The organism is Primorskyibacter flagellatus, assembly GCF_900176485.1.
Classification (GTDB): Bacteria; Pseudomonadota; Alphaproteobacteria; order Rhodobacterales; family Rhodobacteraceae; genus Primorskyibacter; species Primorskyibacter flagellatus.
In genome coordinates this window covers 28,643-42,030 of sequence record NZ_FWYD01000011.1, presented here as the reverse complement: position 1 = coordinate 42,030, position 13,388 = coordinate 28,643, and the positions used below count along the sequence as shown (strand labels likewise).

Below are 13,388 nucleotides of genomic sequence, written 5' to 3'. Positions count from 1 at the left end.
AAGAACATGGTTTGCCGCTTGCGCATTTCCGCAGGACGCGTGCGCCAACTATTACCTCAAAGCTATCCTTCAGCCACCGCTCTTGCCAGGGCGCAGAATGCTTCAAGCGGCACCTGCTCGGCGCGGTCCGTTGGTTTGATCCCCGCCGCCAGCAACCTGTCCTCTATGTCCGGTGCGACACCCTTCAGCGCGGCCCGCAGCATCTTGCGACGCTGGTTGAAGGCGCGCGCCACGACATGCTCCAACACCTTTGGATCGGCAGGGTAGCGCGGCGCGGGCAGGGCGGTCAGATGCACCACGGCCGACGACACCTTTGGCGCGGGCGTGAAGGCTTCGGGCGGCAGACTCATGGCGATCCGCGCATCCGCACGCCACTGGGCCAACAGTGCCAATCGCCCGTAGGCCTTCGATCCGGGCGCGGCCACGATCCTCTCGGCCACTTCGCGCTGGAACATCAGCGTCAGGCTTTGCCAGAAGGGCGGCCAGTCACGCGGTGTCAGCCAGCGCACCAGCAATTCCGTCCCCACATTATAGGGCAGATTCGCCGCGATACGGATTGGCGGGGTCAAATGCTGCAAGGGATCAACCTGCAACGCATCGCCCTCGACCACCTCCAGCCGACCGCGATAGGCGGCGGCGATTTCGGCCAATGCCGGCAGGCAACGCGCATCCTTCTCGATCGCCAGAACCTTGCGCGCGCCCTCTGCCAGCAACCCGCGCGTCAGGCCGCCCGGTCCGGGGCCGATCTCCAGCACGTCACAGCCGCTCAGATCGCCCGCCTGTCGCGCGATCTTGGACGTCAGGTTCAGATCCAGCAAGAAATTCTGCCCAAGCGATTTGCGTGCGCTCAAGCCATGTTCGGCGATCACCACGCGCAGCGGCGGCAAACCGTCAATCGCGCTCACAGCCCCTCACCCACGGCCAACGAATGGACACCCTGCCAGTTCTTCTTGGCAAAAATACTCCCGCCGGAGGCTCCCGAACGTCCAACACGGCGCACCATCGGACGGTTGTGCACACTCATCCCGCACCGCCTGCCAGTCGTGCGGCCAGACGCAACGCCTCCACGGTCGAGGTGGGATTGGCCGTGCCCGTTCCTGCGATGTCAAAGGCGGTGCCGTGGTCTGGCGAGGTCCGCACGAAGGGCAGTCCCAGCGTGACATTCACGCCGCGGTCGAAGTCCAGCGTCTTGATCGGGATCAGCGCCTGATCGTGATACATTGCCACAGCCACATCGTAGCCCGTTCTGGCGGCGGCGTGAAACATCGTATCCGCCGATATCGGCCCACGCAGATCCATGCCTTCCGCGCGCAAACGCTCCAGCACAGGGGCGATCACCTCGATCTCTTCGCGCCCCATCCGGCCGCCTTCGCCTGCATGCGGGTTCAGCCCGGCCACCGCGATGCGCGGCGCGGGAATGCCGAACTGGCCGATCATTGCCGCATGGGTGATCCGCAGCCGTGTTTCCAGAAGCGCAGGCGTCAGCGCCCGTGCCACCGCGTCCAGCGCGATGTGGATGGTGATGGGCACCACGCGCAGCTGATCCGAAGCCAGCATCATTACCACCTCATCCACGCCCGCCAGATGGCCCAGAAATTCCGTATGACCGGGAAAGGTAAAGCCCGCGCCCTCGGCCAGCGCTTGTTTGTGGATGGGCAGCGTGCAGATCGCCGATGCGGCGCCGGTTTGCACCAGAGACACAGCCCGTTCGATCACCGCGATCACATGTGCGGCGTGATCCGTCTGCGGCGTGCCCAGCACCCGGGGGCTGCCGAAATCGTGGGACAGCACCGGGAGTCCGCGTGCCATCGCAGCCGAGGCCTCTGATGGATGTGCAATCTCTACGATGTCAGCATCGGCCGGCAGGTGGCGTGGGTCGCCCAGCAGGAAAAACGGCACCGATCCGCCAAGCCGCGCGCGTGCAGCCACGGCCAGCTCCGGACCAATGCCCGCCGGTTCGCCGCAGGTCAGGGCGATAGGGGCGTCGCTGCGCAAAGCGGTCATCGGGTGCGGATGCGCGCCTCGGCGCGAAGCTGCGCGAGATAGCCGTTGGCGTAGGAATTCAGCCGTTGATTGCGCAGGCCCATCGTCAACTGTTCGCGGTTGACCTCTTCGGTCAGCACCGGTGTGCGACCGCAGAGCATCAGAAACACCAGCGTTTGACCGTTCGAACGCGTCAATGCGGTGGATACCTCGCCTGCATCCAGTTTCATCAGTTCCACGGCAATATCGGTCGGAATTTCGGCAGGGGGCAGGCTGCCCCGGTCCAGCACTTCCGCAGGCTGCCCCTTTGCGACACCATAAAGGTCGTCACAAGTGTCCACGCGCGTCTGGATGTTGCGGGCAGTGGCCAGCGCGGCCTCTGTCCGTCCGCCGGGGATGTAATAGGCGGCATATTCGATTGCGGCATATTCCGGAGCTTTATAGCCGGTCTCTTCAATGGCGCGCAGTTGGAACAGTGCGACGGCATTGGAGATCGGCAGCGGGTCCGTCACCTCACCCGGAGCAAGCGCCAGGATCAGCGGTTGCAGCTGGGGGGGCAGATCGGACAGGTTCTGCCAGTCAAGACGTCCACCGCGCCCACGGCTGGCCGTCGCGGAATAGCGCCGCGCCTCGGCTGAAAACGCATCTGTCGATCGGATCTGCGAAATGCGGTTGGCGCGTTCGCGTACCGCTGCGGCCTGTTGCGGCGGGGCAGGCATGATGAGTTCGGAGATAAGAACTCGCACGCCGCCGCCGGTTCTGCTGGAAGACAGCGCGCGGTCAATTTCACCCTCGGAAGCGGCAGAGCGTGATCCGAACCGCGCCTGCACCAGCTGACGCCAGGCCAGCCCGGCCTGCACGAAGGCGCGGAATGTCTGCTCATCGACACCGCTTCCGGCCAGCGCAGCCGTGAATTCTTCGCGGCTCAGATTAGCGCGGCCGGCGAATTCCGTCATTCCTTCGGTGATTTCCTCGTCGGTCGGGCGGATGCCTGCCGCAGATGCAGCCTCGACTCGAAGCCGGTCGTCGATCAATTGCTCGCGCGCCAGCACCGTCGGATTTCCCGGTGCGTTCAGCAAGGTCAGCATACGGGTGCGCTGTTCCAACTCGTAGCCGGAAATGGCGCTGTCATTGACCAGGATCACCGGCGAGAACTGCGCGCGCGCAGGCGAGGGCAGGGTCAGAACGGTGATGCAAAGGGCCAGAGTGGCGGTGATGTAGGTCAGCAAGCGCATATGTCATTTCATCCCAAGTCAGCCGCCGCAGGACCGGCGGTAGTCCTTGGCGCTGCCGCCGGTGCTGAAGCCTTTCAGCGCAACGGTCAGGCCAAAATCTGTTGATGGCTCAAGGTTAGAGGAAGAGGCAAACTTCCGCGAGACCGAAAAGCCCACCTCGACGCATTCATTGGTGTAGTTCACGCCCAGACCCGCCTTCGCAAGGTTGCTGGAGGCCAGATCATAGCGCCAGTCGGCCAGACCGGTCCAATACTGGTTGAAACGGTAGCTGCCGTCAAAGGACCATTCCGACAGTGCTTCGGGTCGGTCTTCCGCGGCATCGGTGACCAGCAGGACGTAGGATGCCCCCAGATCCAGCCGACTGTTGGTCCAGCCAGCCCGCGCCGCTGCTTTGGAGAACCGTGCGTCCCCGTCCAAAAGCCCGCGCGCCGTCACATTCAGGCCAGACCGTGTGGCGAAATGTCCGGCGACCAGCCAGTCGCTTTCCGTGCCGCCAAGTCCGGAAGACCGTGAAAAGGCGTCATCCGCCTCGTCGCGGGTCACGCGGCCCAGCGTCAGCCCGGCGCTCCAGCCCGACGGATTGTCACGCATCCAGCGCAACCCGTAAACGGTGGAGTAACCGCGTTCGCGCCGGTCAGCTGCCGGAAAGCGGGACAGGGCGAGCAGGTTGCCTTCGTCAAACTCCACACGGGTGGATTCGTCGTTGGGAATATTGGGCCGGTCGCCTCCGGCCCATCCGAACTGCACGATCGGCTCGATCACATCGCGCGCGCCGTTGGCGGCGGTGCGGATCAGTGGCCAACGCAGTTCCACGGCCGCTGCGGGGGTTAGTTGCGCGACATTGTTATCGCTGGTGCTGTCCTGACTGATGCTGAACGCATCGCCCCAAAGCTGACCAAGCACACCTGCACGCACACCGCCCGGCAGCGTCCAGCGCCGACGCCAGCTTAGATCTGCATTCAGACGGTTGATGTCGCGCCCGATAATGTCATCGTCCGAATAGCGGAAGTGGCCATGTGCCGTCAGGCCCATCCGCAATTCGCCGCCAAGTGCTGCCGGAAATAGCCGCTGTTCATAGATCGCGTCGGCCAGGATGGTCGGTTGGGTGGCGTTGTCCTCGCCATCGACCAGCGATTGATAATGCGTGATGCCGATCTCGAAGTAGCGCTTTGCCTTGGTGCGGGTAATGGTCAACTCACTGTCCAGTCGGTCCTTGCTGGCATAGTCGTAATCGTTGAGATAGGCGTCATCCGAGGTCATCTCGATATCGAAGCTCAGCTTGTAGTCGCGGCCAAGATCGAACGCACCTTCGGCAAACAGGTAGCCACGCCGTGGGCCTTCGTCCAGCGTATCGCTCGTGACGGCGGCGTTCACGGTCAGATCGCCATTGCGGAAGGCGCGGCGATACCGCGCCTCCAGCGTCCGCGTCACCGGCGACAGATAGGGCGTCAACGTCACATCCTGATGATCGCCGATCGGGATGAAATACGGCACCTTGATGCCGAACCCCAGCAATGTGCTGGACCGGATCGACGGAATCAGAATGCCCGCCGCGCGTTTCAGCGTCGGATCAGGCAGACGCAGGCGGGGCGCGTAGAACACCGGAACATCCAGTATCCGAAACTGCGCATTGTCGAAGTAAAGCTGCTTTTCCTCTTCGTCATGCACGATGCGCGAGGCCCGGATTTGCCACAGCGGCACCTGATTGGCACCGCAGACCTGACAAGAGGTCACCGCAACGCGGGCAAGTTGGGTATAGCGACCGTCAACGCGGCGCGCCTCGACCGAGGCAAGCTGCAACTGTTCATCCAGCACCATGCGCGCGCCGCGCAGCAACCCGTTCTCGAATGTCGAGTCGAGCGATCCACTATCGGCCAGCAGAAGGTTGCCCTGCGGATCCGTCAGCCGTACCGGACCGTCAAGCTGGAGCGTGTCGGTGTCGCGGTCATAGGTGATGCGCGTCGCAGTCAGCCGACTGCCTTGATACAGCGCCTCGACATTGCCGCGGGCAATCAACTGATCTTCGCCCGCGATCAACACCTCGTCCGCGACCAGCATCGCCGCATCATTGGTCTGCGCCAATGCGGGCAAGGCCGCGCCAAACGTCAGCCAGAAGGACAGGAACAGCCGGGCGGCAAAGGGCAGGGGCGGGCGCGTCATCCATCCTCCATATGCAGGATCAATCCCATCGCCAGCAGCACCGAGGCGATGGGCGGGATCCAGGCCGCCAATGCCGGGGCAAGCTGGCCATTCTCTCCGAGGATTTGCGCGAAATTGCGAATGTAGTAAAGCCCAAAGCCCAACAGAATCGCCGCCAGTACTGCTATTCCGGTGCCGCCAAGGCGCGCATGACGCATGGTGAATGCGGCCCCCACCAGCACCATCGCGATCAGGAACAGGGGCCGGGCAAGCTCCATCTGGAGCCAGACCTGATGGCGGCGCGCGCTGAATCCGGCCTCTTCAAGCTGGGTGATAAATGTCGGAAGATCCCAGACCGCAATCGCGGAAGGGGTGCCGAAACTGTCACGGATACTCTCTTGTGTCAGAGTGGAGGCCACCCGCAATGTTTCATGCTCCTGCGCCGCTTCTTCAGAGTTCAGCCCGGCGACAAGGGGCCAGGCCTTGGCGTTGGACAACACCCATTCACCGGCAATCAGGCTGGCGGTTTCCGCCTCGATCCGCCGGACTGGCCCGCCTTTCGGCGCATAGGCGACAAAGCTGACATCATACAGGACCGTTGCCTGAGGATTGGCGCGCGCGGCACGGATGACGGTTTGCCCGCGCAGATCGCCTTGTCGCAACCAAAGCCCGTCCGCCCCGATCGAAAGCGTAGAGGTGCCGCCGGACCGATAGGTTTCCTTCAGCGCGTCATAGCGCTTCGACGTGGCGGCAACGATCGGGTTTGCCATCGCAACAGCCAGCCCGCCCAGCACGGCCGTTACCGCAACTGGCGCGATCAGCGCGGCCAACCCGGATCGCCCCGCCGCCCGCGCCGCCACCAGCTCTGACGAGCGCGCAAGCGACAGGAATAGTGCAATCGTGGCGAGGATCAGGATCAGTGGCAGGATTTGATACAGAGATTGTGGCGTGTTCAGCAAGGTCAGGACCAGCACCTCGCCGAAACTGACCGAGGCATCGAACAGGCGCATCTGCTCAACCAGATCAAGCAGCATCAGGAACGCGAAGAACACGCCCGTAACCGAAACGACCATCCACAAAAAGCGCCGTGCAAAATAGTAATGCAGGATCATGCTGGCACCTCTGGAACAGCTCGGCGCCGCCGCTTGAATGGGCGGGCCGCAGAATAAAGCAACCCCCCGGCCAGCGCGAATCCGACAAGTGACGGCACATAGATCAGCGGCCAAAGCGCTGCGTTTTCGCGCACCGGATCCGTGACGGCGCTTTCCGCCAGCTTCACCAGCACCAGCAGAAAGATCGCCAGAACGATCTGGCGGGTCACACCGAAACGGCTGAACCCACCGATCATTAGCGTCGAGAAACCGATCAGCGCCGCCACCACGCACAGGAACGCCTGTTGAATGCGGCCATGCGCCTCTTCAAGAACCTCGCCATTGGTGTCTTTGGCAAGCGTGGCCATTTCGGATGTCCGGGTCAGCAGATCAATCGTGGACATATGTTTGACGCGCGGCGTGGGTGTTCCTGCTTGCGCGATCAGGGCACTGATATCATAGGAAAAATCTTTGAAATTCGTGGTTGAGAGTCGCCGCGTCTTATATGTCATCGTTTGCGCAAGACCACTGACCATCACCAGTTTGGGGCCTGCATCATCGCGCAGAATATAGGCGCGCTCGGCAGTATAAGTCACACTGCGGTCCGGCTGGCGGCGATCCGACAGGTAGACGTCGCTCAACTCGCCATCGACAGAAATCTCGCGGATGTAGAAGGTGACGTCTGACACCGGATGCAGGAAGACACCTTCGCGCAGGAGCCGGGCCGAGACGCTTCCGGAAATCTCGGTCTCGCGTTCGCGCAGTTGCCCCAGGGAGGCGGGCACCAGAAAATGCGTCAGCGTGGACATCATAAGTGCGATCACCAGCCCGAACATCAACACCGGGCGCGCCAGCCGCCACGGGCTGTATCCGGTGGCCTGAACCACTGTCAGTTCGGAATCCGCGCTTAGCCGGTTGGTGACGTAGACGGCCGCCGCAAAGGCCGCCATAGGCAGGACCATTCGGATCACGTTTGGCAGGGAAAGCGCTGTAAACTCAACGAAAACACCGGCGGAATGGCCGTCCGCGATCAGCCGGTCGAACAGGATTACGGCCCGGTTCACCCAGTAGACCGAGACCAGCACCAGAGCGAAAAAACCGAACAGCACCATAAGTTGCGACAGTATATATCTGTCGAATCTGCCCAAGCCTTGCCCCCCGACCTATCGTTGCCGACAGACCCTAGCCCAAAGCCCGGCGGGGGAAAACTCCTATCTGGTCAACCACGCGAGTCGGCTGCTAGGTGTTGGGCCAAAGCGCGGATTCATGCCGCCGCATCGCAGGAGAGCCATCATGACCACACCCGTTTCCGTCAGTTTCCACGCCACCGATCTGCCCGCTATCGAAGAGGCACCGGGCCGGATTGCAGTTGTCGTGCCGGAAGGCGGGCGGCTGGGCCAAGCTGCCCGCCGGGTCAACCGTTTGACGCGTGGTGCTGTGGCGCGGGCCGTTGCCAGCGACCGCTTCGCCAAGCTGAAGGACGGGCAAGTTCTGAGCCTTGGCTTTCCCGTCGGTCTGGCCGCCGAAGCTGTGGATATTCTGCGGCTGCCGCGCCGTCCGGATGTCGACACGGCGCGGAAGGGCGGCGCGGCGCTGGCGCGTGCGGCGGCGGGGGCAGAGACGCTGGTGCTGGCCGATGTAACACGCCGTGTCGCGGAATTGGCACTGGGGTTCGTACTGCGCGGTTACGCCTTTACCGATCACAAGACCGCCGATGACAAGACCCGTGGCGCGGTGTCGTTCATGGGCAATGAGCCGGAGGCAGCGCAGGCCGCCTGGCAGTCGCTGTCGCCGCTGGCCGAGGGCATCTTCCTGACCCGCGATCTGGTGTCCGAGCCTGCAAATGTGCTGACCACAACGGAATTTGCGACCCGGCTGGAGGGATTGCGCGATCTTGGCGTCGAGGTCGAAGTGCTGGAAGAATCCGCGCTGCAAGAGCTTGGGATGGGCGCGCTTCTCTGCGTGGGCCGGGGATCGTCCAGCCCGTCCAAGGTTGTGGTGATGCGCTGGAACGGGGCGGGTGACGACAGCGCGCCACTGGCGTTGATTGGCAAGGGCGTGGTGTTTGATACGGGCGGCATCTCGTTGAAACCCTCGCTTGGAATGGAAAGCATGACAATGGATATGGGGGGTGCCGGCACCGTTGCAGGCACCATGCATGCATTGGCCCGTCGCGGCGCGCGCGCCAATGTCGTCGGACTGGTCGGGCTGATCGAGAACATGCCGTCCGGCGACGCAGTGCGGCCGGGTGATGTTATAACATCCATGAAGGGCGATACCGTTGAAGTGATCAACACCGATGCCGAAGGGCGGCTCGTGCTGTGTGACGTGATGTGGTACGCGCAAACCCGTTTCAAACCCGCCGCGATGGTCGATCTGGCGACGCTGACCGGGGCCTGCATCGTTGCCCTGGGCCACGAGAATGCAGCGGTATTCTCCAACGATGATGATCTGGCGGATGGCTTCCTCAAGGCCGCCGGGGCAGAGGCGGAGGGAGCCTGGCGGATGCCGATGGGTCAGGCCTATGACGATCTGATGAAAAGCACCGTGGCAGACGTCAAAAACAGTGGCGGACGGGCCGCGGGATCCATCACTGCCGCGCAATTCCTGCGGCGTTTTGTTCAGGACGGGGTGCCATGGGTGCATCTTGATATTGCGGGCGTGGCGCATGTCTCGCGCGATTTGCCACTGTCGCCAAAGGGGGCGACGGGCTGGGGCGTCTTGGCGTTGAACCGGCTGGTGGTCGACCGGTTTGAGAAAGGCTGAACACATGATTCAGCGCGTGTCTTTGGCATCGTTGCATTGCAGTACCCTTCAACCGGACCTGCTGTGATGGGAGCGGCCTATTTCTACCACTTGACGCAACGCCCACTTGAAGCGGCGCTTCCCCTGCTGTTGACGCGCGCCTTGTCCATGGGCTGGCGCGTGGCAGTTCGAGGGTGCGAGACGGAACGGCTTGACTGGCTGGATCAAAAGCTATGGCTGGGCCGGGAAGAGGAGTTTTTGCCGCATGGGATGGAGGGCGGCCCGCATGATGCCGCGCAGCCGGTTTTGCTGACCACGCAAGCGACGGTGCCAAACGATCCGCAATGTGTCATGGCCATCGACGGGGCGGCGGTCACACCGCAAGAGGTTGTCGCACTGGAACGAGTCTGCGTGCTGTTCGATGGCAATGACAACAACGCTATGGCGGCGGCTCGGACGCAGTGGAAGGAGCTGATCGAAGCCGGATGTCAGGCGCAATACTGGTCCGAGGAAAGCGGCCGTTGGGAAAAGAAGGCAGAAAGGTGAAGTCGAGAAAGTGTTTTACAGAAGCATCTTAGAAGGCGAAGTTTCTGTAATGGATAACTTGGCATTTCTGCCCGTGACACACAGCACTCACGCTGCGCAGCCATCGTTCAACGCTCCAGCACCATTTGTCCGCGGCTGATTTCCAGCTTGTCGAAGCGTTGCAGATAACTCATCCCGACCAGTGATTGCCCCATCTCGCCACTGTTGACGAAAGCCGGAAAGCCGGTATCGGTGATCTCGCCCAAGCGGACCTCCCCCAAACGGACGGGGGCGGTCTGCACCGGGCCATTGGCAGTCATGGCCTGGCTGAAATAGGGTAGACCGGCTGCATCTATCCCGGCGCGGTTCGCATCCTGCCGGGTCAGGACCATGCCGCTGGCCCCGGTATCCACCATGAAGCGGATCGGCGCGCCGTTGATTTCCAACATCATGTAGTAATGACCATCGGGCGCGCGGGGCAGTTCTATCCGGCCCTCGCTTGCATACACCATCTGGCTGGGCAGAGCGGTTTGTCGGATGTCGTCCCATAAGCCGATCGCCGCAATGGTGCCCAGAAAGATCAGCCCCCAGGCGGCTAATTGCTGGACCTTGCGGCCAAGATTCTCGCGATTCTGGATGAAGAACCAGAACACGAGCACCCCGCCGAGGAGCAATAAGTAGAAAAGATTGCCATAGCTGAGATCGGACATGCCGGCTATATAGGGACGCGCAGCGCCGAATGACAGAGGCTACTGGCCCAGTCCAAAAGCGCGCAAGCCGTCCAGCACAAATTGCACGGAAAGTGCCGCCAGAAGCATGCCAAGCAGCCGGGTGACCACGGTGATGCCGGTTTTGCCAAGCGCGCGTTCCAGAAAACCGGCGCTGAGGAACAACACGAAGACCATCGCGACCACGCCCAGCATCACGCCGATGACGGTCATAAACCCTGCGATGTCACCGGTCTGTCCGCCCAGAAGAATGATCGAGGCGATGGCACCAGGCCCTGCGATGAGGGGAATCGCGAGGGGGAATACCGATGGATCTGGATGGTCCGGCTCATCCTCCGGCTCGCTGACCTGATCTTCGCGGCGCTTGTTACGCCGCTCGAACAGCATGTCGAGTGCGGTCAGAAACAGCAGGATGCCGCCCGCAATCCGGAAGGCGGGCATCGAGATGCCGACAAAGCCCAGTAGTGCCTCGCCGAAGAGCGCGAAAAGGGTCAGCAGGATCGCGCCGGTCAGGCAGGCCCGGACCGCCACGGCATTGCGGTGGCGTGCGTTGGTGCCTTGGGTCAGGGCAATGAAAACCGGAGTCAGGCCGATCGGGTCGATGACCACGAAAAGCGTGACGAAGGCAGTGATGAGAAAGGCGCTGTCCATCGGGTATTGCGATCACGAGCGGGCGTCGAAGGCAAGAGACGTTTTACAGTGCGGGTGCCGGTGGCGTGCAGGTCATTAAGATGCGGCCTATATTATATACGGGGCCGCCTTGGTCATGTTGCCAGAGCAGCGTTTCGTACAGCGCCTAGTAGAGGTGCCGGAGTGGCGGGCGCGGAGCGAGGGGCCTGCCCCTCGCGCTCCCCGGAGTATTTTTGCCAAGAAGAAGGGGCAAGGGTCAGGCGCGTTGGTTGGTGGATTCGAGTTTCTCTTGCGCGGCGAGCCAAAGGGATTCTGCGCGGGCGAGCGCTTTTTCCACCTCTGCGAATTTTCCGTTCCAGACCGCAAGATCAGAGGCCATATGGTCTTCGTAAAGCTTGGGATCAGCCAGTTTTTCGGACAGCTTGGTCTGCATTTGCTGGAGTTTCTCCAGCCGCTCTTCGCATTTGCGGACCTCTGCGCGTAGGGTCAGAACCGTCTCGCGCGGTGCGCGTTTGGGCTTGGGGGGTGTGGATTTGGCCGGTTTGTCGCCGGACAGAAGCAGGCGGCGATAGGCGTCGAGATCGTCCTCGTAGGGTTTGACCGTACCATTCGAGACCAGCCAGAGCCGGTCAGCGACCATCGACAGCAGATGCATGTCGTGGCTGACCAGGATAACCGCACCGGAATATTCGGTGAGCGCTTCAACCAAGGCTTCGCGACTGGCAATGTCGAGGTGGTTGGTTGGCTCGTCGAGGATCAGCAGATGCGGCGCGTCGAGTGTGGCGAGAAGCAGGGAAAGGCGTGCCTTTTGGCCACCCGACAGACGGGCAACGGGGGTTTCGGCCTGATCCGCGCCAAGGCCGAAGCCTGCAAGGCGCGCGCGCAATTTCGGCGGCATCAGGTCGGGCAGGGCGGACCGCAGATGTTGCAGGGGTGTTTCGTCAAGGTGAAGCTCGTCCACCTGATGCTGGGCGAAGTAGCCGATGCGCAGCTTGGAGGACCGCGTGGCGGTGCCTGCGGTCAGCGCAAGACGGTCCGACAGGAGCTTTGCCAGGGTCGATTTCCCCTGGCCGTTCTTGCCCAGAAGCGCGATTCGATCATCCTGATCGATGCGCAGGTTCAGACGTGACAAAACCGGCGGGCCGCCATATCCGGTGACGCCATCCTCGATACGGATGATCGGGGGCGACAGTTCCTTTGGCTGCGGAAAGGTGAACACCGCACGCGCGGCTTCCTCGGGCGGGGTGACCATGTCGATCTTGTCGATCATCTTCAGTCGGGCCTGTGCCTGCTTGGCCTTGGAGGCTTTGGCGCGGAACCGGTCGACGAATTTTTGCAGATGCGCGACGCGGGCGGCTTGCTTTTTGGCAACCGCACTCGCCTGCGCGCGCTGTTCGGCCCGTTGGCGGGCGAATTGATCGTAGGGGCCTTGATAGAAGGTCAGGCCGCGGTCTTCGAGATGCAGGATGCTGCCCACAGCGCGGTTCAGCAATCCGCGATCGTGCGAGATGATGATGACCGTGTGCGGGTAGCGTGCCAGATAGCTTTCCAGCCAAAGCGCGCCTTCGAGGTCAAGATAGTTGGTCGGTTCATCCAGCAGCAGCAGATCGGGGCGGGCAAACAGCACGCCGGCCAGTGCCACGCGCATCCGCCAGCCGCCCGAGAAATCCGAACACGGCATACGCTGTTCGGCGTCATCAAAGCCCAGACCCTTGAGGATCGAGGCCGCGCGTGCCTCGGCGCTCCATGCGTCGATATCGGCAAGTCGGGTCTGGATTTCGGCGATCCGGGTGGGGTCTGTCGCGGTTTCGGAGGCAGCCATCAGGCTGGCGCGTTCGGTATCCGCCTCCAGCACCGTGTCCAGCAGTGATGTATCCGAGGAAGGAACCTCTTGTGCAACGCCGCCGATGCGGGCGCGCGAAGGTAGAGAGAGGCTGCCGCCCTCCAGTACCAATTCGCCACGGATGAGCTTGAAAAGCGTGGTTTTGCCCGCGCCGTTGGCCCCGACAAGACCCACCTTGTGGCCGTCGGGTATCGTCGCAGAGGCACCCTCGAACAGGGGGCGGCCTTCGACCGAATAGGTGATGTCCTGAATCTTCAACATCTCAGCCCCATAGCAGAGCCGTTTGACGGGCGCGACGCGATTCTTGATCCTGATGCGCCGGAATCTGCCCACAGGTCGCGAATTGGACGTGGCGACACACCCCGGGACGTGCAATTGCCGCCCTTTCCAACCGCTTGGACGCGTGCTATCGCAGCCGCGCATTTACAAGGGCCGGGCGTATTGCCTTGGCTTTGAACAGGAGCAAGAC

Annotated in this window: 12 protein-coding genes; 2 read left to right on the top strand and 10 right to left on the bottom strand. The window is 62.4% G+C overall.

Translation table 11 applies throughout. The features are described from left to right. Positions 1 to 62: 62 nt before the first annotated feature. From rsmA to lptF, 7 genes are read right to left on the bottom strand one after another with little or no spacing between them, the layout of a single operon-like run. Positions 63 to 905, bottom strand: coding sequence for a 16S rRNA (adenine(1518)-N(6)/adenine(1519)-N(6))-dimethyltransferase RsmA (rsmA, locus tag B8991_RS13495; RefSeq protein ID WP_084353524.1), 843 nt, complete (start codon positions 903 to 905; stop codon positions 63 to 65). Continuing rightward, entirely contained in the window at positions 902 to 1,024 is a 123-nt protein-coding gene (locus B8991_RS22165; RefSeq protein WP_268876742.1) for a hypothetical protein, read from the bottom strand. Before B8991_RS22165 ends, rsmA begins: the two co-directional genes overlap by 4 nt. Further along, the gene (gene pdxA / locus B8991_RS13490) at positions 1,021 to 2,004 is read right to left on the bottom strand and encodes a 4-hydroxythreonine-4-phosphate dehydrogenase PdxA (protein ID WP_084353523.1); all 984 of its coding nucleotides are present in this window, start codon (positions 2,002 to 2,004) and stop codon (positions 1,021 to 1,023) included. The genes B8991_RS22165 and pdxA overlap by 4 nt, the downstream gene beginning before the upstream one ends. Then, positions 2,001 to 3,218, bottom strand: coding sequence for a peptidylprolyl isomerase (locus tag B8991_RS13485; RefSeq protein ID WP_084353522.1), 1,218 nt, complete (start codon positions 3,216 to 3,218; stop codon positions 2,001 to 2,003). Before B8991_RS13485 ends, pdxA begins: the two co-directional genes overlap by 4 nt. Positions 3,219 to 3,236: 18 nt before the next feature. After that, complete coding sequence (locus B8991_RS13480) at positions 3,237 to 5,378, bottom strand: LPS-assembly protein LptD (protein WP_084353521.1); 2,142 nt, start codon at positions 5,376 to 5,378, stop codon at positions 3,237 to 3,239. Further along, positions 5,375 to 6,469 carry an LPS export ABC transporter permease LptG gene (gene lptG, locus B8991_RS13475; RefSeq protein WP_084353520.1) on the bottom strand — a complete coding sequence of 365 codons (1,095 nt, stop codon included), beginning with the start codon at positions 6,467 to 6,469 and terminating at the stop codon, positions 5,375 to 5,377. Before lptG ends, B8991_RS13480 begins: the two co-directional genes overlap by 4 nt. Beyond that, positions 6,466 to 7,596 (bottom strand): LPS export ABC transporter permease LptF, encoded by a 1,131-nt coding sequence (lptF, locus tag B8991_RS13470; RefSeq protein ID WP_084353519.1) that lies wholly within the window; start codon positions 7,594 to 7,596, stop codon positions 6,466 to 6,468. The genes lptG and lptF overlap by 4 nt, the downstream gene beginning before the upstream one ends. A gap of 145 nt (positions 7,597 to 7,741) precedes the next feature. Between lptF and B8991_RS13465 the strand changes: the two genes are divergently transcribed. Both B8991_RS13465 and B8991_RS13460 read left to right on the top strand, forming a co-directional pair. Continuing rightward, entirely contained in the window at positions 7,742 to 9,214 is a 1,473-nt protein-coding gene (locus B8991_RS13465; protein WP_084353518.1) for a leucyl aminopeptidase, read from the top strand. Between the two features lie 66 nt (positions 9,215 to 9,280). Further along, on the top strand, positions 9,281 to 9,739 hold the full coding sequence (locus tag B8991_RS13460) for a DNA polymerase III subunit chi (RefSeq protein ID WP_084353517.1): 459 nt from the start codon (positions 9,281 to 9,283) through the stop codon (positions 9,737 to 9,739). Positions 9,740 to 9,846: 107 nt separating this feature from the next. On the opposite strand, the gene B8991_RS13455 is transcribed toward B8991_RS13460, so the two are convergent. The 3 genes from B8991_RS13455 to B8991_RS13445 all read right to left on the bottom strand — a co-directional run bounded on the left by B8991_RS13455 (position 9,847) and on the right by B8991_RS13445 (position 13,180). Further along, positions 9,847 to 10,428, bottom strand: coding sequence for a retropepsin-like aspartic protease family protein (locus B8991_RS13455; RefSeq protein ID WP_084353516.1), 582 nt, complete (start codon positions 10,426 to 10,428; stop codon positions 9,847 to 9,849). A gap of 39 nt (positions 10,429 to 10,467) precedes the next feature. Beyond that, a complete protein-coding gene (locus tag B8991_RS13450; RefSeq protein WP_084353515.1) occupies positions 10,468 to 11,097 on the bottom strand; it encodes a MarC family protein in 630 nt (209 codons plus the stop codon). Between the two features lie 235 nt (positions 11,098 to 11,332). Then, complete coding sequence (locus tag B8991_RS13445) at positions 11,333 to 13,180, bottom strand: ABC-F family ATP-binding cassette domain-containing protein (RefSeq protein ID WP_084353514.1); 1,848 nt, start codon at positions 13,178 to 13,180, stop codon at positions 11,333 to 11,335. Positions 13,181 to 13,388: the final 208 nt, after the last annotated feature.